Genomic DNA, 25,342 nt, shown 5'->3' with positions numbered 1-25,342 from the left:
CGGCCGTCAGGCGAGGTAGCCGTGCTCCGTGGCGTGGCGGCGCCACTTGCGGGGGTGCCAGACGTCCTGGTCCTCGCCCCAACAGGTGGTGCCGTCGAGGTCCCAGCGGACCAGGCTGTTCCAGCAGAACATCGAGGGGTAGGCGGTGAACACCTGCCGGCTGACCGCGGTGCCCTCGGCGTGCAGGGCGCGGCCGAGCTCGTCGGTGGCGTCGACCACCACCACCCGGGGGCGGCCGCGCTCGTCCCGCTCGACGTGGCGGCGCCCGGACGCCAGCCGGGACCAGGTGCCGTCGCGCATGAGGTAGCCGGTGGACACCAGGTCCTCGCCCTTGTCGACCGAGATGGCGAGGAACGCGCTCTCGGCCGACGCGGTGGCGTAGGCGTAGCCGAGCTTGGGTTGGCGCCCGTCGCGCCGCGGTCCCCAGGCCCGGTCCCGCATCGCCAGGCAGTCGACGTCGATCGTCTCGCCGTGGAGCACCATGGTGCCGGTGACGCGGCCGGGCTGGTCGAGGTGGCTCGCCACGGTGAACGGTGGCGTGGCCCGCGACAGCAGCGGCTGCATCAGCGCCTCGTAGCGCAGCTCCAGCTGCAGCTCCCGGCTCTCGTAGCCGAGCTCGTAGGCCCGGGTCGGCTCGGTGCAGCGCAGGGTCATCCCGTTGTCCAGGCGGGCGTCGCGCAGGTCGAGGCCGTCGGGGATCGGCTGGTGCCAGTCGTAGGCGAACACCGGCAGCTGCCAGGGCAGCTCGGCGGTGTGGTCGAACACCAGCACCCCGCCGAACTGCACCCCGAGGTTGGGCCGGAACACCGGGTAGAAGTAGCCGAGCAGGTTGCGCTCGGGGACCATCCAGGCGAACCACACCGTCTCGGTCCACCAGCGGTCGTCGCTCGGCGGGTGGAAGGTGTCGTCGGCGGTCGTGAGACCCCAGTCGGTCATCGTCGCGCCTCCCGTGCCAGGTAGCGGGCCCGCAGGTCGCGCTTGAGCACCTTGCCCAGCGCGTTGCGGGGCAGGGCGTCGACCAGCTCGATGCGCTCCGGCACCTTCTGGTTGGCGAGGCCCAGGCGCCGGCAGTGCTCGCCGAGGTCGGCCAGGGTCGGCGCGGGTCGACCGGGCACGGGCACGATCACCGCGCAGGCGCGCTCGCCGGTGCGGGGGTCGGGGACGCCGATCACGGCGACCTCCGCCACGTCGGGGTGTCGGGCCACGGCATGTTCGATCTCCTGGCTGGAGAGGGTCTCGGCGTTGCGGATCACCACGTCCTTCGACCGGCCGGTGACCGTCACGTGCCCGGAGGGGTCGACGTAGCCGCGGTCGCCGGTGCGGAGGAAGCCCCGCTCGTCGAAGGCGTCGTGGTCCAGCGCCGGGTCGACGTAGCCGGCGCAGAGCTGGGGTCCCGCGAGCAGCAGCTCACCCTCCTCGCCGGGGCCGACGTCGCGCCCGTCGTCGTCGACCACGCGCAGCCGCACCCCGGGCACGGGCCGGCCCTCGGTGCGCGACAGCTGGTCGTCGGTGTCGTGCGGCGAGCCGAAGGTGGCGATAGGGAACTCGGTGAGGCCCCAGGCGCCCAGGATCCCGACCCCGCCCAGGCGCTCCTTCACCTCCTGGTGCAGGCCGGGGGGCTTGGGGGCGCCGCCGTTGATGCCGGCCCGCAGCGCCGGGAACAGGCGGCGGTCGCCGGCCCGGCGCTGGGCGTCGAGGTAGGCGTGGAAGAACGGCAGCGCCGAGCCGAGCAGGGTGGCGCCGACGTCGGCCATGAACCCCGGGCTCCGCTCGGGGTCGAAGGTGGCGCAGACCGCCAGCCGGGCGCCGGTCACCAGGTGGGCGGTGAGCGCGTTGGCCCCGCCGATGTGGGCGATCGGGAAGGCGATCGGGTACACGTCGGACGGCCCGAGGCCCAGCACCTGGACGAACCCGGTGGCGCCGTGCATCACCGAGCGGTCGGTGTGCCGGACGCCCTTGGGGTCCGCGGTGGTGCCCGACGAGTGGTAGAGCCAGCGGGTGGCCGCCGGGTCGGGCGGGGGCAGCGGGGGCAGGTCGTCGGGCCCGCCGGTCGGGAGCGGCGCGACACCGGAGTGGTCGAGGGTGAGCACGTCGCAGCCCACGTCGTGGGAGACCGCCGACGCCATCGCCGCGTGGTCGAAGCCCCGCCACGTGCCCGGCACCACCAGGAGCCGGGGACGGACCTGGTCGGCGATGAAGCCGACCTCGCGCTCCCGCTGGATGGGGACGATCGGGTTCTGGACCGCGCCGAGGCGGGCCAGCGCGCCCATGAGCACCAGCGTCTCGATCGTGGTCGGGAGCTGCCACGACACCACGTCGCCCGCCCGGACGCCGTGCTGCGCCGCCAGCCCGGCCGCCACCTGCTCGCAGGCCCGGCGGTACGCCCCGAAGGTGAGCTCGCGGCCCCGGTCGTCCACCACCATCGTCCGGTCGGCCGACGCCGCGGCGCGCCGCTCCACCAGCGACCAGAACGTCGGCGGGTAGCCCACCAGGGCCGGCTCAGGCGTCATGGCGGCTGACGGTGATGCCGGCGGCATAGCGGTCCCAGGTGTCGGGCGTGACGCCGTCGTCGCGCAGCTGCTGCTTGCGGACCTTGCCGGTCGACGTGCGCGGCAGCTCGGCGACCGTGCGGACGTAGCGGGGGACCATGAAGTAGGGCAGGTGCTGTCGGGCGAGCTCGACCAGCCCACCCGGGTCGAAGCCCGCGGCGTCGTCGGCCACGACCACCGCCAGGACCTCGTGGTCGGTGTCGGCGCTGGGGACCGCCACCACCGCGCACTCGCGCACGCCGGGGTGACCCGTCAGCTGCGCCTCGACCTCCTGGGACGACACGTTCTCGCCCCGCCGGCGGATCACGTCGTCGATGCGGTCCACCAGGTAGACCTCGCCGTCGGCGGTCTGCCGGGCGCCGTCGCCGGTGTGGAACCAGCCGTTCCGCCACGCCGCGGCGGTCGCCTCCGGGCGGCCGTGGTAGCCGGTCATCATGAGCCACGGCTCGTCCGACCGGACCAGGAGCTCGCCCACCTCGCCGGCAGCGACGTCGCGGTCGTGGGCGTCGACCACCCGGGCGCGCCACTCGGGACGGGCCCAACCGACGCTGCCCGGCGGCCGGCCGGTCGGCGAGCTGAGCGGTGCACCGGTCTCGGTCGACCCGTAGCCGGTGCAGTACTCGTCGATGCCGAAGCGGGCGAGGAAATCGTCGACGTCCGGGGGGATCGGGGCGACGCACACCCGCCGCAGCGGATGGTCCCGGTCGTCCGGGCGGGCCGCGGCCCGCTGGAGGAAGCGCGCCATGGCGCCCGCCATCGTGGTGAACGTCACCCGGTGGCGGCGCACCTGCGGCCAGAAGGTGGACACGTGGAAGCCGCCGGCGACCACCGCCTCCGCTCCGGCCATCAGGGCGTTGACGACGCCCCACAGCTGTCCGGACACGTGGAACAGCGGCATCACGACCAGGCTCACGTCGTCGGGCGTCGCCGCCTGCAGCCCGGCCGGGCTGGCGTAGCCGAAGGCGTGCCCGTGGGTGGTGAGCACCCCCTTCGACACGCCGGTGGTGCCCGAGGTGTACATGATCCCGTACAGGTCCCACGGCTCCCGGTGGGCGGGGGAGCAGGGGGCGCCGTCGCCCAGCGCGGCGAAGGGGACCAGGTCGCAGTGGGGGACACCGAGCGTTGCCTCGCCCCGCACCACGATCCGGCGGAGGCCGGGGACCCGGTCGCGGACCTCGGCCACCCGGGGCAGGTAGCGGGCGTCGACCACCAGCGTCTCGACGCCGGAGTCGGCCAGCACGTGTGCCAGCAGCGCCCCGCGGTAGGCGGTGTTCACGGGCACCTGGACCCCGCCGGCGACGCACAGCCCGGCGACGGCGAGCACGTGGTCGAGGTGGTCGTCGAGCATCAGGGCCACGCGGGGCTGGTCACCCAGTCGCCGGAACCACCCGCCGACCAGCCGCGCCCGCTCGAACAGCTCGCTCCGGGACACCACCTCGTCGGCCGACGTGACCGCGGGCCGGTCGGGATCCCGCTCGGCGCAGTCGGCCAGGACGCGGGTGATCGTGCGCTCGGCCAGCGGGGGGAGGCCGGCCGAGCGCACACGGCCCGGTGCCGGGGGGACGGCGGCCGGGTCGAGGAAGGGGTGGTCCCAGTGGTCGGCGGCGGTCACCGTGTCGACCGGCCGGCGCCGCACCGGTCCGTGACGGCCCACCGGCCACCCCACGGCGACCAGCGCGGCGATCACCCAGTCGTCGGGCACCCCGACCTGCTGCCGCAGCTCCGGCTCGCAGCGGGTGAACCAGCTCGACACCACCGCCCCGAGACCCTGTGCCCGGGCGGCGAGCAGGAAGTTCTGCACCGCCGGGTAGATCGACCCGCCGACCAGCAGCTCGGGGAAGCCGGGCGTGGGCCGGGTGCAGAACAGCACGAACGCCGGCACCTCGTCGACGTGGTCGACCAGGTGGAGCAGGCTGCGGGTCATGCGGGCGCGGCGCGACCGGTCGTCGGGCGCGGGCCGCTCGATGTCGTAGAGGCCGGCGATGGCGTCCCAGCCGGACCGGTAGGCCGGGCCGATGATCCGCCGCACCTCGGGCGAGCGCAGCACGAGGAAGCGCCAGGACTGCTCGTTGGAGCCCGACGGCGCCCAGGTCGCGGCCTCCAGGCAGCGGGCCAGGACGGCGTCGTCGACCGGGTCGGGCCGGAACCGGCGTATCGCCCGGGCGGTCCGCATGGTGGTCCACAGGTCGGCCTCGGGGTGCCCCTCGGGCACGCTCACCGGGCTCATCGGGCCCGCACCTGGTCGCGGTCGCGGGGCGCCCAGCGCACGAGGACCCGGGTGAGCGCGGTGATGGCCATGCTGAACGCGAGGCCCATCAACGCCACGGCGACGATCCCGATGTACATCCGGTCGGCCAGGAACAGCGTCCACGACTGGAAGATGAACTTGCCGATGCCGTCGTTGCCCTGGGCGAACTCGGCGCCCACCATCATCAGCACGGCGACGCCGGACGACAGCCGCAGGCCCACGAGGATCTGCGGCAGCGTGGCGGGGAACAGCACGTGGCGGAACATCTGCCAGTGGCTCACCCGGAAGGCCCGGGCCGCCTCGCGGTACCCGTCGGAGACCTCCATCACCGCGGCCATCGCGGAGAGCCACATGAAGAAGAACACGGTGATGGCGATCAGGATCACCTTGGGGCTCTCGCCCGACCCGAAGATCAGCAGCAGCATCGGCAGCAGCGCGAGCTTCGGGACGGTGTAGAGGGCCGAGAGCGTCGACTCCAGCGTGGCCCGCACCACCCGCACCGCCCCGCAGGCGAACCCCACGGCGACGCCGGTGACGCTCCCCCAGAACAGGCCCCACCACACGCGCTGCAGGCTGATCCACACCTGTTCCTGGAGGGTCCCCTCGTCGACCAGCTCCCGTCCGGCGGTCACGATGTCCGACGGGGAGGGGAACAGCCGGGTGTCGATCCACTCCCGGCTGGCGGCGAGCTGCCACAGCGCCACGAGGGCGACCGGGAACCCCCAGGCCAGCGAGCGGTACAGCCAGCGACGCCGGCGGGCGTAGCGGACCGGGTCGCGCATCGCCGGCGGCGCGGCGATCCGGTAGGTCACGTCGTTCCTCCCGAGACCGCTGCGACGTCCTCGACGACGGCCAGCTCCACCTCGTGGCGGAGGTGGGCCCAGAGCGTGCGCTGGAGCTCGGCGAACTCGACGGTGGCCCGGACGTCGGGCGTGCGGGGGCGCGGGAACGGGACGTCGACGATCTCGAGGACGCGTCCCGGTCGGGCGCTCAGCACCGCCACCCGGTCGCCCAGCAGCAGCGCCTCGTCCAGCGAGTGGGTCACGAAGATGACCGTGCGGGGCGACTCCTGGCACAGCGCCAGCAGCTCCTCCTGCAGCAGCGTCCGGAGCTGGGCGTCGAGGGCGGCGAACGGCTCGTCCATGAGCAGGATCTCGGGGTCGGTGGCCAGGGCGCGGGCGATGGACACCCGCTGGCGCATGCCGCCCGACAGCGTCGCGGGGTAGGCGCCGCCGAACGCCCCGAGCCCGAGGCGCTCCAGCCAGCGCCGGGCGGTCTCCCGGGCCTCGCGACGGGGGACGCCGGCGACGTCGAGCCCGAAGCGGACGTTCGCCTCCACGGTCTTCCAGGGGAAGATGCCGTAGTCCTGGAACACCATGGCCAGGTCGGGCGGTGCGCCGTCGGCCGTGTCGATGTCGATGGTCCCGCCGCTCGGCGGTGCCAGCCCGGCGAGGATGCGCAGCAGCGTCGACTTGCCGCACCCCGACGGGCCGACGAGGCACAGGAACTCGCCGTCGGCCACGTCGAGGTCGACCGGGCCCAGGGCGTGGACCTCGCCCCGCCCCGTGCCGAAGGTGCGCTCGATGGCTCGGGCGCTGATCTTCGGCACGGTGCTGGCGGGGGTCGTGGCGTCCACCGGGGAAGTCTCGGGGGCCGGGCCCGTCATTCCGCCAGCGGATCGATGAGCGAGGTGTCCACCCAGTTCTCCACGGGCAGCGCCTCGTCGTAGCCGAGCACGTCCCCGATGGCGATCCAGGCCTCCTGCACCTCCATCACCCACGTCGGATCGAGGGCCAGGGTGGGGTCGAACAGCAGCTCGTCGGTGGCCAGGATGTTCTCCATCGGCGCCCCGGTGACCTCGGCCAGGGCCTCCGCGACCTCGGTGTCGTCGTGGTAGTCGCCCTGGAGGTGGGTCTCGGTGGTGCGGGCGATGGCCCGGAAGAAGGCCTCGCCGGCCTCCCGGTTCTCCTCGAGCAGGTTCGGCCCGACGAAGTAGCCGTTGAAGGTCGAGCCCTCGGGGAACGACAGGAACAGCTCGCCGAAGCCCCGGTCGAGCGCCTGCTCGTAGAGCGGGTCGGCGAGCACGGCGCCGTCGAGGTTCCCCGCCTCGAGCTGGGTCAGCGCGTCGACCGAGTTGAACGACTGGATGTCGATGTCGTCGGTGTCGAGGCCGTTGTCCTGCAGCCAGGTGCGGAAGAAGCCGGCCGCCAGGTCGCCCCAGCCGCTGGGGCCGAGGGCGATGCGGGCCCCCTCGAGGTCGTCGGGGTCGACCGTGCCGTCGGGCTGGAACAGGTCGGGCTTCAGGTAGAGGCCGGTGGGCGAGTCGGGGCCGAACTGGTTCGACGCCGCCGCCCAGCGGACGTTCAGGCCCTGGTCGACGGCGTTGAAGAACCCGGCGACCGGAGAGGTGACGTGGACGTCGGTGCGCCCGGCGTCGAGGAGGGCGAGCGCCTCGGACGTCGGGGTGTCGGTGACCTCCAGCGTCAGGTTCTCGGCGGCGAGCTCGTCGAAGAAGTCGGCCAGGAGCGGCTGGGCGAACACCTCGATGCGCACCGGCGTCGTCATCTTGATGGTGTACGGCTCGTCCAGCGGCTGCGGGGCGAACGGGTCGCCCGTCGGGGTCTCGTCGTCGGCCGGTGCCGCCGTGGTGTCCGACGTCCCGCCCGCGTCATCGTCGTCGTCGCCCCCGCAGGCGGTGGCGACCAGCGCCAGCACCGCGAGCAGCAGCGCCCAGAGCCTCAGGTTCCGCTTCTGTGGTCTCATCAAGGTTCTCCCTGTCGTGGCGGGTCGCCCGCCCTGCACATTCCTCACAGTCCGAGCCCGATCGCCTGGGCCCGCCGCACCCGCCGCACCGCCGCCGGCAGCGCGTGGCACGCCCGGTCCGCCGACCGGCCCACGGCCCGCACCAGCGGCGCGAGCTCGGCGGGGTCGGTCGAGTCGATGGCGGCGAGGACCTCGTCGGGCGCCAGGCCCAGCTCGGAGCGCAGGTCCTCGTGGTGGCGCCGTCGCTCCCAGTCGCAGTGCGACGCCGCGGCGTGGAGGTGATCGAGGATGATCCCGACCTCCCGGTCGTCGCGCGGCGTCAGCTCGGACAGCCGGCCGACCAGTCGGGCCGTGGCGGTCACGGAGGCCTCGGGCGTCTCCTCCAGCAGCGGCAGCGCCGTGCCGCAGAGCCGGGCGAGGGCCGAGCCGAGCAGGGCCTCGTACACCGTGCAGAGCACGTGCTGCACCAGCACCAGCCGGCCACCACCTCCGGGGCGCCCCAGGCCCGCCCGCAGCGCGACGACGGTCTTGTAGGTGACGAAGGCGACGTGCCAGTCGAGCCGGGCGTGGTCGACGGGCCGACCGGCGGCCCGCTCGTACTCGGCGAAGCGGCGCTGGGGATCGCCCAGCTCGGAGTGCGCACCCCGGATCCACAGCCAGGCGAGGTCCTCGTGGGGGTCGCCCACGTGCGCCATCTCCCAGTCGAGGATCGCCGACACCCGCCGTTCGTGGACGAGGAAGTTGCCGGGGCCCAGGTCGCCGTGCACCAGGCCCGGGGGCGTCGGCACGTCGGGTCGGGTGGTCGCCAGCACCCGCCCGGCCAGGCGTACGAGCGGGACGTCCTGCAGGTCGGTCGCCGTGACCCGGGCCGTCCACCAGGCCAGGTCGGCGTCGACCGCCTCGGTGGTGGTCGCCGGCCGGTCGAACGGCAGGTCGGCGGTGTCGACGGCGTGGATGCGGGCGACGAGCCCCATCAGCTCCTCGCCGACGGCCTCGGCGGTGTCCCGGTCGAGGCGCTCGGTGCCGGGCACCAGCTCCATGACCGTGGCCGGCGGGTCGTCGATGGTGGCCAGCACCTCGGGGACCGGCAGGCCGAGGGCGCGGATGCGGCGCAGCAGGTCGGCCTCCCGTCGCAGGTCGAACTCCGTGCCGCTCATGCCGCTGTTGCCGTCGTCCAGCCGGAGGAACGCCGTGGCGTGGTCCTCGCCCGCGATCTGCACCCGGTACGCCGCCCGGGACCCGCCCCCGGGGTGGACCTCCAGGCGCACCGCGGGAACGCCCAGCGCCTGGGCGACGGTGTCGGCGAGGCGTCCGTCCGGTTGCGGTGCCGATAGCGGCATTTCCCTCCTCGTAGCAGTGATGAGCGCCACGGTATTCAGAGAATTGATAGACAGTCAACTACTAGTTGATTTCCTATCAACTCTGGGTGGGCGGCTAGCCTGCGGTGACGCCTGGCCAGGAAGCCGCCGACACTGGAGAATGGGTGCTCGGGATGACCCACTCGGAGACCGAAGACCGGATCCTCACGGCCACCGGCCGCGTCCCGGGGCGGCGGGGCATGAAGACCCGGCAGCGGCTGCTCGACGAGGTGGAGCGCCGCTGCATCGGCTCCCACTACGGCACCATCTCCGTGGCCGAGATCGCCCAGGCGGCCGACACGTCGGCGGCGACCTTCTACCACTACTTCCCCGACGTGGCGGCGGCCGCGGCCGAGGTGGCGGCGAACCACCTGGTGGAGTTCGACTCGGTGCTCGCCCTGGCCCACGAGGTGGTGGTCCGGGAGGGCGACCTGGAGGCCTGCCAAGCCCTGGTGGAGGCGTTCTTCGCCTTCTGGGAGGACCGCTCGGGGCTGCTGGAGGCCATCGTCGTCGCCTCCCGCGACGAGGACCCCCGGTTCTTCAAGGTGCTGCTCCGGGCGCTGGTGTCGCTGACCAACACGCTCTCCGAGGCGGTCAACGAGGGGCATCCCGCCGGGGTCGCCGGCTCGCTGGTGATGATGCTGAGCCACGCCGCGGCCCGGCGCGACGGCTTCGCCCGCGACGGCGTCCCCTTCGACGCCCTCGTCGACTCGCAGGCCCGCGTCATCCACGCCACGCTGACGGCCTGACCCGGCTCCCCTCTCAGCCGGCGGGGAGCTGCAGGCCCCGGCGGGCGATGACGTCGCGCTGCACCTCGCTGGCGCCGCCGGCGATGGTCAGCGAGATCGCCCGGCGCCAGAGACCGGCGATCCGACGCGCCGCCGGTCGGTCCATCCCGTCGGCCGGCAACGCGGCGACGAACGAGTCGGCCATCGCCACCAGCGCCTCGGTGGTGAAGAGCTTCACGGCCGAGGGCGCGACCTCGCCCAGCGCGCCGGTGTCGTCGAGCAGCTGGTCGACCAGCGCCCGTCCGAGCGTCACGTCGACGAACGCCCAGCCGAGCCGGGTGGCGGTTGCCGGGTGGTCGCCGAAGAGGTCGCGGGCCGCGTCGAGGAGGCGGACGCCGTCGCACCACGGGGTGGCGTTGCGTTCGAAGCGCAGGGCGTCCATCACCACGGCCCACCCCCGGTCGACCTGGCCGACCACCAGGTCGTCGTCGACCTCGACGTCGTCGAGGGTCAGCCGGGTCGTGGCCTCGCCGCCGGCGGTCGGCAGCGGCTCCACCCGCACGCCGGTCGCGGCCAGCGGCACCAGGAACAGCGTGAGGCCCCGGTGGCGCTCCGACCCGGGATCCGACCGCGCCAGCACCAGCGCGTGGTCGGCCACGTCGGCCAGGGTGCAGTAGAGCTTGGTGCCGCTGATGCGCCAGCGGCCGTCGGCGGCGCGGGCCGCCACGGTCCGGATGTTGGCGAGGTCGCTGCCGGCCTCCGGCTCGGTGTAGCCCAGCGCCGCCACCGCCCGGCCGGCCAGCAGGCGCGGCAGGACCTCCCTCTGGACGGGGGCCGAGCCGTGGGCCTGCAGCACCGCGGCGGTCATGGCGCTGGTGTTGAGCGCGTAGGTCGGCACGCCCACCAGCGCCAGCTCCTCGGCGATCTCGAACGCGGCGGTCGGGCTGAGCTCCGGGTTCAGCCCGGCGTGGGCGACGAACGCCCCCAACCAGCCCTGACCAGCGACGGCGCGGTGCACCCCGGGGTCGTGGAGGACCCCCGTGGCGTCGGCCTCGGTGGCCCGTCGCTCGTCCCAGACCGTGGCCAGCGCGGTGCGGACCGCCCGGCGCGCGGGGGTGTCGGCGGCCCGGCGAGGCGGCAGTCCGTGACCGACCCGGGCCGCCGCCTCGTCGGGATCGCCCAGCGCCAGCCGGGCCCCGGCCACCTCGGCCCGGGCGCGGGCGGCGACGTCGTCGGCCAGGTAGCCGCCCGCCCCGCGGAAGCGCACGGCCTCGTCGCACAGCCGGGCGACCGCCCGGGCCGCTCCCAGCCACACGGCCAGCGCCGTCGTGGGATCGGCGGGTCCGCTCCGGGCGGCCAGGGCGGCGGCCTGCAGCTCGACCCACCGGTCGGCGATCCGGTGCTGGACCACCTGGCGGGCGCCCAACGGCCGGCCGCCGATCGTGCGGGTGCGGACGTGGTCGATCAGCGCCTCGAGCACGGTGTCGCCGGTGCGCACCAGCTCCGTCGCCGCGGTCGTGCACCAGGCGACCACGGCGTCGTCCACCGAGGCTGCGGTGTCGAGCAGCGTGCCGTCGGCGACCCGGCCGATCCGCCGGATGCGGCCGTCGATCCCGGCGCCCGCCGGTGCGACCGGCACCTCCAGCAGACCCGTGCCGTGGGGGACGACGACCGTCCGCACGTCGAGGACGGTGCCCACGATGCCGTCGACGGCCGCCGGCAGGAAGGTCCGCGAGCCGGCGTCGATCCCGAGGCGGGCCAGCGCGGCGCGGCCGGCCTCTCCGCAGATCATGGGTTCATCGGCTCATGACCGCGGCGTAGTCGTCGGCGAAGCGGCGCAGGCCGTCGAGGGTCTCCCGGGTGCGGGTCCAGGGGCGGACGATGAGCCGGTCGATACCGGCCTCGACCCACCGCTCGACCTCGCCGACCGGGGGCGGCGTCGTCACGCAGGCCGTCACCGAGAACGGCGCGTCGGCCCGGCCGGCGTCCTCCCGGAACGAGCGCAGCAGGTGGAGCTGCAGGTTCAACGTGGCCAGCGAGTCGTGCGGCATCGACATCCAGCCGTCGCCGAGCGTGGCCGCCCGGCGCAGGGCCGCCCGCGACTCACCACCCACCAGCAGCGGGGGCCCGCCGGGCTGGGCGGGCTTCGGGTCGAAGCGCAGCGGTTCCCACGACCAGAACCGCCCGTCGTGGGCGACGACGTCCTCGGACCACAGCCGCCGGGAGACCGCCATCGCCTCGTCGAGGCGACGGCCGCGGGTGGCGAAGTCGAGCCCGGCGGCGTCCCACTCGCCCTTCAGCCAGCCGGCGCCGACCCCGACCTCCAGCCGCCCGTCCGCCAGGATGTCGACGGTGGCGAACCCTCGGGCGGCCACCAGCGGGTGGCGCAGCCCGTAGACGTAGACGAAGGTGCCGATGCGGATCTCGCTCGTGAGCGCCGCCAGGTAGCCGAGGTACGCCGGGCAGTCGAACAGGGGCGTCTCCGGCGGCACCGGTGGATGCCCGCCCTCGGCGTACGGCGTCCCCGCCATGTCGAGCGGGAAGACGAGGTGGTCGGGAAGCCACACCGACTCGAACCCGAGACGGTCGGCCAGCACCGCGGCGTCCGCCCACACGGCAGTGTGGGTCTGGGCGAGCGCTATCCCGAACCGCATGTGCCCTCCCGTCGACGTCCCGAAACCCGCTGTCTAGTCCTGAGTTGACGCACTATCAACTCCCAGATCGCCCTCAGGGCGGCCCGACCGTGGAAGGATGGCCGCGTGGCTGCCGCCGATCGTCCGCCCGCCGGGTACCACTCGGTGACGCCCCGGATGTTCGTGCCCGACGTCGAGGCCGCCGCCGGCTTCCTGCGGGCCGTCTTCGACGCCCTCGGCGACGTCCACCCCGATCGCCCGGCCGAGCTCCGCGTCGGCGACTCGCTCGTGATGGTCAGCTCCACGGCCGAGCGCGACCGCTTCCCGGCGTTCCTCTACGTCTACGTGGACGACGCCGACGCCACCTACCGGCGAGCGCTCGAACTCGGCGCCGTGAGCCTGGAGGAGCCGCTCGACACGCCCTACGGCGATCGTCGGGCGATGGTGCGCGACCCCTCCGGCAACGTGTTCCAGATCGCCCACCGCGTGGCCGGGGGCGACACTCCTTAGGTCGTGCGGCGGGCGCGGGCGCGGCGCTTGCCCTCGTGCATCGCCTGGACGCGGGCGACCGGGATGGCGTGGCCCTCGGCGAGGAGGTCGGCGCTGATGGGTTGGGGCTCGGGCATGCTGGTGGCCCAGGGGTCGGTGTCGCCGAGCCGGTCGAGGGCCGTGTGGACCGTGAAGTCGGCCGGCACCACCGAGTCGAGGTCGTCCCAGCCGAGGGGGAACGACACCGGGACCCCCGGCCGCGCCCGCGGGCTGTAGGCCGCCACCACGGTGGCCCCGCCGACCCGGGTGGAGTCGACGAACACCTTGCCGTCCCGGTCCTCCTTGATGAAGGCCGTGGTGGCGATGTCGGGGTCGAGCTGCTCGGTCCGCGCCGCGATGGCACGGGTCGCGGCGGCCGAGTCGTTCAACGGCGCCTGGTCGTCCACCGGGACGAACACGTGGATGCCCTTGGCGCCACTGGTCTTGACCGCACCCTCGAGTCCGACGTCGGCCAGCGCCTGGCGGACCAGGTGCGCCACCCGCACGACGGTGGCGAAGTCGGAGCCCTCAGGCGGGTCGAGGTCGAGCACGAGGTGGGTCGTCCGGTCGGGCCGGTCCGCCCGCACGAGGGTCGGGTGGTACTCGATGGCCCGCTGGTTGCCGAACCAGATGAGGGTGCGGCGGTCGTTGCACAGGGCGTACGACACGTTCCGCTTCGAGGTCTCCGCCCAGAAGTCGACCGTCTTCACCCACTCCGGCGTGTACTTGGGCACGTTCTTCTGCATGAACGCTTCCTGACCCCGGTGCACCCGGATGACCGACAGCGGCCGGTCCTCCAGCACCGGGATGATCCGGTCGCTCATGGCGTCGAGGTAGTCGACCAGGTCGCGCTTGGTAGCCCCGGCGCCGTCGAACAGCGGTTGGTCGAGGTTCGACAGCGACACCCCGTCCCTGGACTCGCCATCGTTCTTGGCGCTCATCCCCAGGGACGCTATCCGGCCCCCGCCGCCCCGAACCTTCGCCGCAGCAACTCGACGTCGTGCCGGTCGGCGACGTCGGCCGCGTCCATCAAGGGGTGGTGGCTCCCGCCTTCCGGGCCCTGCGGGGTCGGGGCGGCTCGGCGGTGGGTCGCAGGGGGAGCACCACGTCGGCGCGCTCGAGGTGGCTGTCGACGGTGTCGAGCCAGCGGATCACGGCGTCGAGCCGGAACAGCTCGGCGTCGACCGCCAGGGCGCGGCCCAGGTCGTCGTCGCCGGCGCCCTCCTTCGCCCGGGTGTGACGCTGCATCAGCCAGACGAGGTAGCGCCGATGCGTCTGCACCAGGCCGGCGACGTCGACCCCGGGCATGTGGAGCGCCACCAGCACCTTGATGGTCAGCTCGTCACGCGGGGGAGCGCTCATGTCGGGCGGGGTGCGCAGCCAGCTGGTCAGCTCGGCCTCGCCGTCGCCGGTCACCCGGAAGCGCTTCTGGGGGCCCTCCGCCTCGGCGTCGGCAGCGTCGTCGGACTCGACGAGCCCGTCGCGCTCCAACCGCCGCAGCGTCGTGTAGACCTGCCCGACGTTCAGCGGCCACGCCTCCCCGGTCCTCGCCTCGAACTCCTGGCGGAGCTGGAACCCGTACTTCGGCCCCTCGCTCAACAACGCCAGCAGCGCCTGCCGGATGCTCATGACCACCAACCTAGGGTGGCGGGCATGAGGGAACGGCGGCTGGTGTTCGGGGAGGACGCGGTGGGCTACGACGACGCCCGGCCGTCGTACCCGGCGGCGTTGGTCGACGACCTGGTGGGGTCCGTGGGGGCGTCCGCGCGGGTGATCGACGTGGGCACCGGCACCGCCAAGGCCACCCGGCTGCTGGCCGAGCGCGGGATGACGGGTGTGGGCGTCGAGGCCGACCCGGCCATGGCGGCGCTCGCCGCGCGGCACCTGGCGCCCTATCCGGGCTGGCGGGTCGACGTCTCCGACTTCGAGTGGTGGCGGCCCGCCGACGGCGACGCCCCGGCCGACCTGATCACCGCCGCCCAGGCGTGGCACTGGGTGCAACCCGAGGTGGGGCTGTGGCGGGCCCATCGGCTGCTGCGGCCGGGAGGGCGCATCGCCGTGTTCTGGAACCTCGCCGACGGGGACGACCGGCCGGTCCGCCGGGAGATCGACGCCGTCTACGACGAGATCGCCCCGGGGGAGCCGTTCTGCCCGACCATCGGCCGCGAGCAGGGAACTCCCTTCGCCCGGGCTCCCGAGGGCGCGACGTTCGCCGACGCCGAGCACCGGGTGTTCGCCTGGACCCTCCGGTACGCCCGCGACGAGCTGCTGGCGCTCCTGCGCACCCACTCGAACCACAAGCTGATGGCCCCCGACCAGCTCGACCGGGTCCTCGCCGGGGTCGCCCAGGTGGTCGACCGCCACGGCGGCACCTTCGACTACCCCTACGTCACCCAGCTCTGGACGGCGCGCCGGGATTAGTCCTTGGCGTCGGACCAGCGGCTGATCACGCTGACGTCGGCGACGAAGCGGACGGTGTCGTCGGGGGCCCAACGACCCGCGGCCTCCCGGAGGCAGTCGTCGAGCAGTCGGGCGGCCGCGTCGCCGTCGGCGACCGGGACGTGGAGGAGCAGCTCGTCGTGCAGGCAGAGCACGATCTGCGCTCCCAGGTCGGCGCCACGGGCCCGCACCGTGACCGCCCACACCTTGAACAGCTCGGCCGCCGCTCCCTGGACCAGGGCGTTGCGCCCGTAGCGCCCCCGGGCCGCCGCGCGGCTGCGGGCCTCCTGCTCGCTCGCCCCGTCGGCCCCCGCACCCCCGCCCATCCCCACCAGCCGCCCGCCGTAGGTGCGGAGGTCGCGGCCCATCTGGCCGGAGCGGTCGCCGTCGGCCAGGTACCCCATCGCCACCGGGTAGGCCGACGTGAGCCGCCGCAGCACTTGGGCGCCGTGACCGGTCGTCTGCCCGTACATGGCGCCGAGCATCGCCACCTTGGCAGTCGCCCGGTCGACGCCGAGGTGCTCGGCCATCGGCGCGTACATGTCGTCGGCCGACGTCGCCCGGGCCAGCGCCCGGTCGCCCGACACCGCGGCCAGCACCCGCGGCTCGATCTGCCCGAGGTCGGCCCGCACGAACACGTGGCCCGGCTCGGCCACCACCGCGCCCCGCATGTCGGCGGGCAGGTTGTGGAGCCCGGCCGACGCGGTCATCCGCCCGGCCGCCCCGTCGGCCCCCGACCAGGCGCCCCGCAGCCGGCTGTCGGCGCCGAGGTGCTCGTCGAGCCAGGTGTAGCCGTACGTGGTGGCGACCCGCTCGGCCTTGCGCCACGCCAGCAGGGCGTCGACCAGCGGGTGCTCGTCCCGGACGGCCTCCAGACGCCAGGCCCGGGTGTCGACGACCTCGATCCCGACCCGTCGCAGCAGCGACTTCACCTGGCCGGGGCTGCGCAGGTCGAAGCGCCCGGCATCGGCGGGGGCGTGCTCCAGGACCCGGGCGTCGCGCTCCGCCCGCCCCTGCGCCACCTCGGCGTCGGTGCGAGGCCGCGGTCCGACGATGTCGGCGAGCATGGCCTCGGCGACCGACCGGTCCACGGGCAGCCCGTCGATCGTCATCTCGGCGCACAGCAGCTCGGCGGTCGACTCGGCCCGGGCGGTGGCGGCGGCCCGTGGTCGTTCGTCGAGCCGCGCCTGCTGGAGCGTGGCGGCGGTGAGGGCCAGCTCGGCCCAGTGTGCGAGGTGGTCGAGCGACTCGGCCCAGCCGCCGCCCACCCACTCGCCGCTGAGGTGCCCGTCCGGCCGCACGGCGTCGCCGCCGTCGGGCGGGGTGAAGAGGTCGACGGGCCCGCCGGTCGGGAGGTCGTCGGTCGGCAGGTCGTGCAGCCGCGCCCACACCCGGCCCGGCTCGGCCCGCCACCCGCCGAACAGCAGCCGGTGGACGGCGGCCAGGTCCCAGCACGTCGCCACCCGCAGGCCCGACCGCACCAGCGCCAGCGCCGTCTCGCCCGACCACGTCACCCATCGCGGCCGCAGCTCCTCCTCGACCCGCCGCAGGCCGGCCACCGGGTCGTCGCCGGTGGAGAGCCGCACGGTCGCCGTCGCCGACGTCGTCGCGAGCCCCATCCCGATCCCCGGAGCGAACGTCACCGCGACGAGGCCGCCTCGTCCCACCCCGGCCCGCCGCAGCTCGTCGATCACCCCCGCACCCTGCCACGACCCGTCGGCCCCGACTTCACCAACGATTCAACGAATAGTTACATGGACTGCAAAGTTGCGTGATATGCAATAAAGCGATGACGGCGACCGAGAGCAGCGTGACCCTGGAGTCGACCGACGGCGAGGTACTCGCAGCGGAGGGAGCGGACGGGGCACAGGAGCGCCAGCTCGAGCACCGGCGGGTGCTGCTGGTGTTCTCCGGGCTGATGCTCGGGATGATGCTCGCCGCGCTCGACGCCACCATCGTCGCCACCGCGCTGCCCACCATCGTCGGCGACCTCGGGGGACTCGACCGGCTGTCCTGGGTCGTCACCTCCTACCTGCTGGCGCAGACCGTCGTCACCCCGCTGTACGGCAAGTTCGGCGACCTCTTCGGGCGCAAGACCCTGTTCCAGATCGCCATCACAGTCTTCCTCGTCGGCAGCGTCCTCTGCGGGGTGGCCGGGACGATCGGGCAGCTGATCGTCTTCCGCGCCGTGCAGGGCATGGGCGCCGGCGGGCTCATCGTGCTGGCGCAGGCGATCATCGCGGACGTCGTCAGCCCCCGGGAGCGCGGCCGCTACCAGGGCTACTTCGGCGCCGTCTTCGGCATGGCCACCGTCATCGGCCCCCTGCTCGGCGGCTTCTTCACCGACCACCTGTCGTGGCGCTGGGTGTTCTACGTGAACGTGCCGGTCGGCATCGTCGCCCTGCTGGTCACGAGCGCCACCCTGCCCGCCAACAGCCGTCGCCGGAACGTCACGATCGACTGGGCCGGCACCGCCCTCCTGTCGGCGGCGATCACCGCCCTCGTGCTGCTCACGACGTGGGGCGGCAACGACTACGGGTGGCTCTCTCCCACGATCCTGGGGCTGGGCGCCGGCGTGATCGTGCTGGTCGCGGCGCTGATCTTCGTCGAGCGCCGGGTCGCCGAGCCGGCGCTGCCGCTGCGCCTGTTCCGCCTGCGCACGGTCAGCGTCGCCTGTGCGCTCAGCTTCGTGGTCGGCATCCCCATGTTCGGCGCCACGACCTACCTGCCCACGTTCCTGCAGGTCGCCAACGGGGCGTCCGCCAGCAACTCGGGCCTGCTGCTCGTGCCGCTGATGATCGGGCTGATCAGCGCCTCGATGGTGGTCGGGCAGGTGGTCAGCCGCACCGGCCGCTACCGCGCCTTCCCCATCGCCGGCATGGCGGTCGCCAGCCTCGGCATGTTCCTGCTGTCCACGCTCGGCGTCGACAGCTCCCGCCTGCAGTCGGCCAGCTACATGGTGGTGGTCGGCATCGGGATCGGTCTGGTGATGCAGGTCCTGATCGTCTCCAGCCAGAACGAGGCGCCGCTGGAGGACCTCGGCGTCGCCACGTCGACCGTCAACTTCTTCCGTTCCGTCGGGGGCTCCGTGGGCGTCGCGGTGTTCGGGTCGATGGTCAGCGCCCGGCTGACCAACCTCCTGGGCGATGCCTCGGCGCTGGGCCTGACGCCCGAGCAGATGCGGGAGCTGCCGGCGGCCGAGCAGGCGCAGCTCGCCTCCGCCTTCGCCGACGCCATCCCCGGCGTGTTCCTGCTCTCCGTCCCCGTCATCGTCGCCGGCTTCGCGCTGTCGTGGCTCCTGCGGGAGACGCCGTTGCGAACCGCCTCCGGCGATGCCCGGCATGGCAGCCTTGTCCACGAATGAGCAACGGACTCCGGGAGCGGAAGAAGGCGGAGACCCGGGCGGCGCTGCAGGACGCCGCCCTCCGGCTGGCCGGCCGCCACGGCGTCGACAAGGTGTCGGTCGAGGCGATCGCCGAGGCCGCCGGTGTGTCGCCCCGCACCTTCTTCAACTACTTCTCGTCGAAGGAGGACGCCATCATCGGCATGTCGCCGGCGCTGCGGCCACCCGTCGCCGAGTACCTCCACGCCCGGCCTGCCGACGAGCCGCCCCTCGAGGCGCTGCGACAGGCGCTGCAGGCGTCGGTGGAGCGCCTGCAGGAGGACCCCGACCGCTGGACGATCCGCCGCCGGCTGGTGCAGGACCACCCGGGCCTGGCCAGCCGCTACGCCGCCCGCCTGGCGGAGACCGAGCGGGACCTGGTGGAGGAGGTCGGCCGGCGCCTCGGCCTCGACCCGGAGCGCGACACCTACCCGGCGACGGTCGTCGGCGCCGCCCTGGCCGCCACCCGCGTCGCGATGTCGATCTGGCAGGGCCACGACGACCCGTCGGGCCTCGCCGTCCTCATCGACGAGGTCTTCGTCCACCTCGCCTCGGGCCTACCGCCACCGCCCGGCTAGGCGAAGGTGGTGACGGTGGCGGTGCGGCCGACGTCGCTCAGGTCACGCCAGCGACGCCGCGCTGACCGACTGCTGGCCGGCCGAACGGGTGTGGACGACCCGGTAGGTGTTCCAGAACGTGCTGGTCGGCAGCGCCTCGATCCGGGACCGGGCCTTCTGCATCGCCACCGGTTGGTCGGCCTCGGGCAGTGCCCGGTAGGCGTCGTAGGAGTCCTTGTCGTCCCACTGCGAGTAGCTCACGACGAAGGCGCCGTCGAGGTTCCGGGCCCCGATGCCCTGCAGCACGGTGTGCGTCCGCCAGCCCGGGGTGTCCGGCAGCCAGCCCTCGGCGTCGACCAGCGTGGCGACCAACTCCTCGTGTCCGTCGTCGGGCACCTGGAAGATCTCGATGGCCGCGTAGTCGTCACGGGTGGGCGAGATCTCGGTGACGTCGCCCTGGTCGGAACGCCGGTAGGTGGCGGCGCACCGGGTCTGCAGCAGCCGGATCGACGTGGTGATCTCGGTGAACAGCGGCATCGTGCGGTGCTTGAAGACGTCCTCGGAGTAGCGGGCCTCGAGGTCCTCCTGGCTGCGCCACTGGATGAAGTTGGCGGTGCCGAGCCGCTGCTGGCCGCTGTGCACGGTGCTGGAGATCCAGCCGGGGAACGCCGCGGTGTCGACGATGTCGCGCATCGCCCCCAGCAGGTGGCCCTGCCGCTCGGGGGTGTCGGTCAGGAACAGGTTGAGGACGGTGAGGTAGCCGTCCTCGGCAGAGATGGTGGGCATGTGGTTCTCCTCCAGCTGTCCGTCGGGGATTCGCGGTGATGGAGGGCGTGTCCTGCGGATCATGGCGCACGTCTCTCCGGCCAGATGACGCCGCTCGCCGCACCGTGCCGACATTGAAACCCTGGTGGGTTCCTGCGTCGTCCCGGCACGCCGAGCGACGCCCCTGACTCGGAGATCCGCACACCGGATCCACAGGACACGCCCTTAAGGGCCGAACCAGTGGGCGAGGGCGTCGGTGACCTCGGCGCCCTCCTCGTCGGGGGCGATCCAGGCGACGTAGCCGTCCGGTCGCACCAGCACGGCGTCGACCCCGTCGAGCACGGTGCCGTCGTCGGTGAGGGCCGCGGTGACGGTGTCGACCCGGTCGGCCCACGGCGCGGCGGCGAAGCGCAGGTCGGCGTCGTCGCGCAGGTCGAGCAGCACGCCCCGGGCCAGGTGCAGCAGCTCGTACACCGACGACTTCTCGGCGCCGTCGACCACCAGGCCGACATCGGGCAGGCGGCGTCCGAGCAGAGGATGCGTGCCAGGGCCGACGTCGAAGCGGATGTCGAGGCCGGTCACCATGCCCACGAGGTGGCGCTTGACGTCGTCGTGCTCCAGGAGCTCCCCCAGGACGAGCCGCAGGGGATCCATCTCGTCGCTGCCCAGGTACACGATCCGCTGGGCCAGGGTGTTGGCCACCACCCGGGCCCCTGCCGGGTGACGTTCGGTGTGGTAACTGTCGAGCAGGCCCGGCGGCGCGTACCCGTGGATCTCGGCGGCGAGCTTCCACGCCAGGTTGACGGCGTCCTGCACCCCGGCGCTCATGCCCTGGCCGCCGATCGGCAGGTGGACGTGGGCGGCATCGCCGGCCAGGAACACCCGTCCCCGGCGGTACTCGGCGGCCTGCCGGCTCGAGTCGGTGAAGAAGCTGACCCAGAGCGGGGTGGCCCCGTGGATGTCCTCGCCGGTGAGGCGCTCCCAGGCCGCGGCCACCTCGGGGAAGGTGGGCGGCTCGCTGGTGCCGCGCAGCCCGGTGGCCCGCTCGTAGACCACCACCCGGCTGATCTCCGGGCCCATCGGCAGCACCATCACCATCCCGCCCGGCACCCGCTCGCCGGCGAAGCGGGGCCGCAGCGGCACGCCGCGCACGTCGGCCAGCCACATCTCGATCACGGGATCGGTGCCGGGGAAGTCGATGCCGGCCTGCTTGCGCACGACGCTGCGCCCACCGTCGCAGCCGACCAGCCAGCCGGCCCGGAGCGTCTGGGGACCGTCGGGCGTCGCCACGGCGAGCTCGACGTGGTCGTCGCCCACCTCGATGCCGGTGACCTCCCGGCCCCGGCGGACCTCGGCGCCCAGGCCGGCGGCCCACCCGGCCAGGATCGCCTCGGTGAGCGACTGCGGCACACCCCGTGCCCCGTACGAGCCGCCTTCGACGATCCGGTAGTCGATGGGGAGGCCGCCGAAGTGGCCGATGGGGATGGTGTCGAACTCGGGGAAGCGGGTCAGCAGGCCCCGCTGGTCGAACTCCTCGATCGTGCGGGCCGAGAACCCCAGCGCCCGCGACTGCTGCATCGGCTCGGTGAGCCGGTCGACGACGATCGCCGTCACGCCGGCCAGCCGCAGCTCACCGGCGAGCATCAGCCCCGTCGGCCCGGCACCTACGACGATTACGTCAGCATCCAGCTGTTCCATTTGGCCTCTTTCGACGGGGTGGTTCCAGCCTCATGACGACCCGGAGCCAAGTCAATGGAGCGAAATACAAGCTTTCGACAAACCTCTTCATGGGAGTGTCAGAACAGTCCCATCACCCGGTCGACCGCGATCTCGACCACCACCCGGTTGGGCAGCGCCGGGGGCGGCGACCAGTAGCGCTCGGCGTACGCCCGGGCCCCGGCGGCGTCGCGCGACGGGTCGTCGGACACCACGGCCGGGCCCTCGAGGGTGATCCAGCGGTTCCCGGCCACCTGGCAGACGGCGGCCCGGCTGCCTGGCTGCGCCACCAGGTTGCGGGCCTTCCGCGACGACGCGACGGTCATCACCCGGGCGAGGCCGGACGACGGGTCCCACGTGAAGCGCACCGCCACCACGTGGGGCGAGCCGTCGGGCCGGAAGGTGGTGATCGTGCCCAGGTGCCGCTCCTGCAGGAACGCTTCGGCCTCGGGCGAGGGGGACAGGGCGGGTCGGGTGGGTTGGCGGGACATCGCCGGGCCCCTACGCCGCGACCGCAGGCGACTCGGCCCGCTGCTCGGCGCCCATCCACGGCAGCAGCGCCACCGCGAGGGCCAGCGAGGCGGCGGCGAAGCAGGCGCCGACGAAGAACGCCTGGTGGAATCCGCTCGCCTGGGCGGGGATCAGGGCGGCGGGATCGCCCCCGGCCTTGGCCATCAGGTCGTCGATGCGGGTGAAGGCGATGGTCGACACGATCGCCACACCCAGCGCCCCGCCGGTCTCCTGGCTGGTGTTGATGAGGCCCGCGGCCAGGCCCGACTCGCGCTCCTCGACCCCCACGAAGGCGGCGATCTGCAGCGGGACGAACGACAGCCCCAGCCCCGCCCCGACCACCAGGAAGGCCGGCAGCAGGTGCTGCAGGTAGTCGGCGTCGGTGGGGACCTGGGACAGCATCAGCAGCCCGGTGGCGCTGAGCAGCAGGCCGGTGGCCAGCACGGGCTTGGCCGCCACCTTGGTGACCAGGCCGGAGGCGACACCGGCACCGACCGACACGACGATCGCCAGCGGCAGGTAGGCGAGGCCCGTCTCGAGCGCCGAGTAGTCGAGAACCTGCTGCATGTAGAGGCTGGCGAAGAAGAACAGCGTGACCGTCGACCCGAACAGGAACAGGGTGGCGATGTTGGCGGTGCGCAGGGTGGAGCGCCGGAAGATGCCGAGCGGCATGAGCGGGGAGCGGGCCCGCAGCTCGACCAGCACGAACGTCACCAGCAGGACGCCGGCGGCGACGAGGCTGCCGATGGTCCGGTTGGTGTCCCAGCCCACGTTGACGGCCTCGTTGATCGTGTAGATGAGCAGCAGCAGGCCGCCGGTGAGCAGCCCGGCGCCAAGGAAGTCGAAGTTGCCGCGGCGCGATTCGTCACGGCTCTCCGGCAGCACCGAGGGCGCCAGCACCGCGGCGACCAGGCCGATCGGCACGTTGATGAAGAAGATCCAGCGCCAGCCCGGGCCCTCGGTGAGCAGCCCGCCGAAGAGCACGCCGCAGACCGAGGCGATGCCGGCCAGCGACCCCCAGATGCCCAGCGCCTTGTTGCGCTCGGCGCCCTCCCGGAACACCGTGGTCAGCGTGCTGAGGGCGGCGGGGGCGATGAGCGCCGAGCCGAGCCCCTGGAAGCCGCGGGCCACGATGAGCACGGTGTCGTCCTGCGCCAGGCCGGCGATCAGCGAGGTTCCGGCGAACACCACGAGGCCCGTCTGGAGCAGGCGCCGGCGCCCGAGGGTGTCGGCCAGGCGCCCGCCGAGCAGGAGGAACCCGCCGAGCACGGTGCCGTAGGCGGTGACGATGTACTGCAGGTCGGACTCGGCGAAGCCGAGGCTGCGCTGGATCGACGGCAGGGCGACGTTCACGATCGACACGTCGAGGAAGACCATGAACTGGGCGACGCACAGGAACGCCAGGATCAGGCCCGAGCTGCGGGCGGCCGTGGGTGGCGCCGACGGGGAGGCGGACGGGTCGGTCAGGTCGACCGTGTCGGGGGACGTCATGGCGGGCTCCTCGCAGGCAGGCGGAACAGGATTCCTCTTCCGTGTGTGCCCATGATAAGTGGAAGGGCATTCCGTTTGTCAACGGGCTCCGGCACTTGACGCGACCCTGAAAGAACTTGTCCAAAGCTTGTAACGGCGTCTATTGACGCCATGGGTGGCCCTCGGGACTACTGGAAAGCAGTCGTCGAAAGAGGGCAAATGGACACGCTGGATGCAGACGTCATCGTCGTAGGAGCGGGGCCGACCGGGCTGATGCTGGCGGGGGAGCTCCGCCTCGCCGGAGTGGCGACGATCGCGGTCGAACGCCTCGCCGCACCGACCGGCCAGTCACGCGGCCTCGGCTTCACCGCCCGGGCCATGGAGGTCTTCGACCAACGGGGCCTCCTGCCCCGCTTCGGTGAGCTGGAAACCAGCCCGATGGGCCACTTCGGCGGCCTCCCGCTCGACTACTCGGTGGTCGAGGGCGGCCACTTCGGCGCCCGGGGCGTGCCCCAGTCGGTCACCGAGGCGGTGCTGCACGACTGGGCCACCGAGCTCGGCACCGAGATCCGCCGCCGGCACGAGGTGGTCGGGATCGCCGACGACGGCGAGCGGGTCGAGATCGCCGTCGAGACGCCCGACGGTCGGAGCAGCCTCCGGGCCCGCTGGCTGGTCGGCTGCGACGGCGGCCGCAGCACGATCCGCCGCCTCGCCGGCATCGACTTCCCCGGCACCGACGCCACCCGCGAGATGTACCTGGCCGACGTCGTGGGCCAGGACCTGCGGCCCCGCTTCACCGGCGAACGGGTGCCGGGCGGGATGGTGATGGCCGCGCCGCTGGGCGACGGCGTCGACCGCATCATCGTCTGCGAGATCGGCACGCCGCCGCGCAACCGGTCCGACGGCCTGAGCTACGACGAGCTGGCCGACGCCTGGGAGCGCCTCACCGGCGAGGACATCCACGGCGGGTCGGCTCTCTGGGTCAGCGCCTTCGGCGACACCGCCCGCCAGGCGAGCGAGTACCGCCGGGGGCGAGTGCTCCTGGCGGGCGACGCCGCCCACGTCCACCTGCCCGCCGGCGGCCAGGGCCTCAGCGTCGGCGTGCAGGACGCCGCCAACCTGGGCTGGAAGCTGGCCGCCGAGATCCACGGCCACGCCCCGCCCGGGCTGCTCGACACCTACCACCGCGAGCGCCACCCCGTCGGCGCCCAGGTGCTCACCAACTCCCAGGCCCAGGGCTCGCTCTACCTCACCGGCGAGGAGATGCAGCCGCTGCGCGACGTCTTCACCGAGCTGATGGTCCAGGACGACGTGAAGCGGCAGCTCGTGGGCATGGTCAGCGGGCTCGACATCCGCTACGACGTCGGCCCCGGCGACCACCCGCTGCTCGGCTACCGCCTGCCGAACCAGGACCTGGTGGTGGGCGACGAGAAGACCTCCAACTACGAGCTCCTCCACGCCGGGCGCGGGGTGCTGCTCGACCTGGTCGACGATCCCGAGCTGCGTGCCGCCGCCGCTCCCTGGGTCGGCCGCGTCGACACCGTGGCCGCCCGCCAGCACGACTGCGAGTCGCCGCTCGACGCCCTGCTGGTGCGGCCCGACGGCTACGTCGCCTGGCTGGCGCCCGACGGGCCCGACGCCGGGAGCCTCACCGACGCCCTCACCCGCTGGTTCGGCCCGGCGGAAGGAGCCTGAC

22 protein-coding genes are annotated in these 25,342 nt (G+C 73.5%); 6 read left to right on the top strand and 16 right to left on the bottom strand.

Annotated elements, in window-relative coordinates:
• Positions 1–6: 6 nt before the first annotated feature.
• Genes VK611_11785 through VK611_11755 form a run of 7 tightly spaced genes read right to left on the bottom strand, consistent with a single transcriptional unit; the run spans position 7 to position 8,900 of the window.
• Positions 7–936: a hypothetical protein gene (locus tag VK611_11785; GenBank protein HMG42006.1), complete on the bottom strand. Its 930-nt coding sequence runs from the start codon at positions 934–936 to the stop codon at positions 7–9.
• Positions 933–2,510, bottom strand: coding sequence for an AMP-binding protein (locus VK611_11780; GenBank protein HMG42005.1), 1,578 nt, complete (start codon positions 2,508–2,510; stop codon positions 933–935). Before VK611_11780 ends, VK611_11785 begins: the two co-directional genes overlap by 4 nt.
• Positions 2,500–4,776, bottom strand: a complete 2,277-nt coding sequence (locus VK611_11775; protein ID HMG42004.1) for an AMP-binding protein — start codon at positions 4,774–4,776, stop codon at positions 2,500–2,502. The genes VK611_11780 and VK611_11775 overlap by 11 nt, the downstream gene beginning before the upstream one ends.
• Positions 4,773–5,609 carry an ABC transporter permease gene (locus VK611_11770; protein HMG42003.1) on the bottom strand — a complete coding sequence of 279 codons (837 nt, stop codon included), beginning with the start codon at positions 5,607–5,609 and terminating at the stop codon, positions 4,773–4,775. Before VK611_11770 ends, VK611_11775 begins: the two co-directional genes overlap by 4 nt.
• Entirely contained in the window at positions 5,606–6,433 is an 828-nt protein-coding gene (locus VK611_11765; GenBank protein ID HMG42002.1) for an ABC transporter ATP-binding protein, read from the bottom strand. The genes VK611_11770 and VK611_11765 overlap by 4 nt, the downstream gene beginning before the upstream one ends.
• 26 nt (positions 6,434–6,459) lie before the next feature.
• Complete coding sequence (locus tag VK611_11760; protein ID HMG42001.1) at positions 6,460–7,560, bottom strand: ABC transporter substrate-binding protein; 1,101 nt, start codon at positions 7,558–7,560, stop codon at positions 6,460–6,462.
• Positions 7,561–7,604: 44 nt separating this feature from the next.
• The gene (locus VK611_11755) at positions 7,605–8,900 is read right to left on the bottom strand and encodes a phosphotransferase family protein (GenBank protein HMG42000.1); all 1,296 of its coding nucleotides are present in this window, start codon (positions 8,898–8,900) and stop codon (positions 7,605–7,607) included.
• 152 nt (positions 8,901–9,052) lie between these two features.
• Between VK611_11755 and VK611_11750 the strand changes: the two genes are divergently transcribed.
• Complete coding sequence (locus tag VK611_11750; GenBank protein ID HMG41999.1) at positions 9,053–9,667, top strand: TetR family transcriptional regulator; 615 nt, start codon at positions 9,053–9,055, stop codon at positions 9,665–9,667.
• Positions 9,668–9,680: 13 nt separating this feature from the next.
• Here the strand turns inward: VK611_11750 and VK611_11745 are convergent, their stop codons facing one another.
• Entirely contained in the window at positions 9,681–11,438 is a 1,758-nt protein-coding gene (locus VK611_11745; GenBank protein HMG41998.1) for an acyl-CoA dehydrogenase family protein, read from the bottom strand.
• Positions 11,439–11,442: 4 nt separating this feature from the next.
• A complete protein-coding gene (locus VK611_11740) occupies positions 11,443–12,300 on the bottom strand; it encodes a TIGR03619 family F420-dependent LLM class oxidoreductase (GenBank protein HMG41997.1) in 858 nt (285 codons plus the stop codon).
• 105 nt (positions 12,301–12,405) lie between these two features.
• On the opposite strand from VK611_11740, the gene VK611_11735 reads away from it, so the two are divergent.
• Positions 12,406–12,789: a VOC family protein gene (locus VK611_11735; GenBank protein HMG41996.1), complete on the top strand. Its 384-nt coding sequence runs from the start codon at positions 12,406–12,408 to the stop codon at positions 12,787–12,789.
• Here the strand turns inward: VK611_11735 and ligD are convergent.
• Both ligD and VK611_11725 read right to left on the bottom strand, forming a co-directional pair.
• The gene (gene ligD, locus VK611_11730; GenBank protein HMG41995.1) at positions 12,786–13,748 is read right to left on the bottom strand and encodes a non-homologous end-joining DNA ligase; all 963 of its coding nucleotides are present in this window, start codon (positions 13,746–13,748) and stop codon (positions 12,786–12,788) included. The genes VK611_11735 and ligD overlap by 4 nt on opposite strands.
• An 88-nt stretch (positions 13,749–13,836) precedes the next feature.
• Entirely contained in the window at positions 13,837–14,436 is a 600-nt protein-coding gene (locus VK611_11725; GenBank protein ID HMG41994.1) for a PadR family transcriptional regulator, read from the bottom strand.
• 24 nt (positions 14,437–14,460) lie between these two features.
• On the opposite strand from VK611_11725, the gene VK611_11720 reads away from it, so the two are divergent.
• A complete protein-coding gene (locus VK611_11720; protein HMG41993.1) occupies positions 14,461–15,228 on the top strand; it encodes a class I SAM-dependent methyltransferase in 768 nt (255 codons plus the stop codon).
• Here the strand turns inward: VK611_11720 and VK611_11715 are convergent.
• Positions 15,225–16,940: a DNA polymerase gene (locus tag VK611_11715; GenBank protein ID HMG41992.1), complete on the bottom strand. Its 1,716-nt coding sequence runs from the start codon at positions 16,938–16,940 to the stop codon at positions 15,225–15,227. The two genes, VK611_11720 and VK611_11715, sit on opposite strands and share 4 nt — an antisense overlap.
• A 95-nt stretch (positions 16,941–17,035) precedes the next feature.
• Here VK611_11715 and VK611_11710 point away from each other — a divergent pair, with 95 nt between their 5' ends.
• Positions 17,036–18,610, top strand: coding sequence for an MDR family MFS transporter (locus VK611_11710; protein ID HMG41991.1), 1,575 nt, complete (start codon positions 17,036–17,038; stop codon positions 18,608–18,610).
• A complete protein-coding gene (locus tag VK611_11705; GenBank protein HMG41990.1) occupies positions 18,607–19,206 on the top strand; it encodes a TetR family transcriptional regulator in 600 nt (199 codons plus the stop codon). The genes VK611_11710 and VK611_11705 overlap by 4 nt, the downstream gene beginning before the upstream one ends.
• Positions 19,207–19,248: 42 nt before the next feature.
• Here VK611_11705 and VK611_11700 read toward each other — a convergent pair whose 3' ends face one another.
• From VK611_11700 to VK611_11685, 4 genes are all read right to left on the bottom strand, one after another.
• Entirely contained in the window at positions 19,249–19,971 is a 723-nt protein-coding gene (locus tag VK611_11700; GenBank protein ID HMG41989.1) for a hypothetical protein, read from the bottom strand.
• A gap of 204 nt (positions 19,972–20,175) precedes the next feature.
• On the bottom strand, positions 20,176–21,648 hold the full coding sequence (locus VK611_11695) for an FAD-dependent monooxygenase (protein ID HMG41988.1): 1,473 nt from the start codon (positions 21,646–21,648) through the stop codon (positions 20,176–20,178).
• Between the two features lie 98 nt (positions 21,649–21,746).
• Positions 21,747–22,157, bottom strand: coding sequence for a TIGR03618 family F420-dependent PPOX class oxidoreductase (locus tag VK611_11690; protein HMG41987.1), 411 nt, complete (start codon positions 22,155–22,157; stop codon positions 21,747–21,749).
• 10 nt (positions 22,158–22,167) lie between these two features.
• A complete protein-coding gene (locus tag VK611_11685) occupies positions 22,168–23,667 on the bottom strand; it encodes an MFS transporter (GenBank protein HMG41986.1) in 1,500 nt (499 codons plus the stop codon).
• Between the two features lie 198 nt (positions 23,668–23,865).
• Here VK611_11685 and VK611_11680 point away from each other — a divergent pair, with 198 nt between their 5' ends.
• A complete protein-coding gene (locus tag VK611_11680) occupies positions 23,866–25,341 on the top strand; it encodes an FAD-dependent monooxygenase (protein ID HMG41985.1) in 1,476 nt (491 codons plus the stop codon).
• The last annotated feature ends 1 nt before the right edge of the window (position 25,342 follow it).

This window comes from Acidimicrobiales bacterium (assembly GCA_035316325.1).
Taxonomy (GTDB): domain Bacteria; phylum Actinomycetota; class Acidimicrobiia; order Acidimicrobiales; family VFJN01; genus DASXTK01.
Note: the sequence above shows the minus strand (reverse complement) of the source record. Positions and strands in the feature narration are given on the sequence as shown.

Bases quoted from the DNA above. Each gene is read 5' to 3' on its own strand.
- VK611_11785 (HMG42006.1), bottom strand. From the start codon at position 936: ATGACCGACTGGGGTCTCACGACCGCCGACGACACCTTCCACCCGCCG.
- VK611_11780 (HMG42005.1), bottom strand. From the start codon at position 2,510: ATGACGCCTGAGCCGGCCCTGGTGGGCTACCCGCCGACGTTCTGGTCG.
- VK611_11775 (HMG42004.1), bottom strand. From the start codon at position 4,776: ATGAGCCCGGTGAGCGTGCCCGAGGGGCACCCCGAGGCCGACCTGTGG.
- VK611_11760 (HMG42001.1), bottom strand. From the start codon at position 7,560: ATGAGACCACAGAAGCGGAACCTGAGGCTCTGGGCGCTGCTGCTCGCG.
- VK611_11755 (HMG42000.1), bottom strand. From the start codon at position 8,900: ATGCCGCTATCGGCACCGCAACCGGACGGACGCCTCGCCGACACCGTC.
- VK611_11750 (HMG41999.1), top strand. From the start codon at position 9,053: ATGACCCACTCGGAGACCGAAGACCGGATCCTCACGGCCACCGGCCGC.
- VK611_11745 (HMG41998.1), bottom strand. From the start codon at position 11,438: ATGATCTGCGGAGAGGCCGGCCGCGCCGCGCTGGCCCGCCTCGGGATC.
- VK611_11740 (HMG41997.1), bottom strand. From the start codon at position 12,300: ATGCGGTTCGGGATAGCGCTCGCCCAGACCCACACTGCCGTGTGGGCG.
- ligD (HMG41995.1), bottom strand. From the start codon at position 13,748: ATGAGCGCCAAGAACGATGGCGAGTCCAGGGACGGGGTGTCGCTGTCG.
- VK611_11725 (HMG41994.1), bottom strand. From the start codon at position 14,436: ATGAGCATCCGGCAGGCGCTGCTGGCGTTGTTGAGCGAGGGGCCGAAG.
- VK611_11720 (HMG41993.1), top strand. From the start codon at position 14,461: ATGAGGGAACGGCGGCTGGTGTTCGGGGAGGACGCGGTGGGCTACGAC.
- VK611_11710 (HMG41991.1), top strand. From the start codon at position 17,036: ATGACGGCGACCGAGAGCAGCGTGACCCTGGAGTCGACCGACGGCGAG.
- VK611_11705 (HMG41990.1), top strand. From the start codon at position 18,607: ATGAGCAACGGACTCCGGGAGCGGAAGAAGGCGGAGACCCGGGCGGCG.
- VK611_11700 (HMG41989.1), bottom strand. From the start codon at position 19,971: ATGCCCACCATCTCTGCCGAGGACGGCTACCTCACCGTCCTCAACCTG.
- VK611_11695 (HMG41988.1), bottom strand. From the start codon at position 21,648: ATGGAACAGCTGGATGCTGACGTAATCGTCGTAGGTGCCGGGCCGACG.
- VK611_11690 (HMG41987.1), bottom strand. From the start codon at position 22,157: ATGTCCCGCCAACCCACCCGACCCGCCCTGTCCCCCTCGCCCGAGGCC.
- VK611_11685 (HMG41986.1), bottom strand. From the start codon at position 23,667: ATGACGTCCCCCGACACGGTCGACCTGACCGACCCGTCCGCCTCCCCG.
- VK611_11680 (HMG41985.1), top strand. From the start codon at position 23,866: ATGGACACGCTGGATGCAGACGTCATCGTCGTAGGAGCGGGGCCGACC.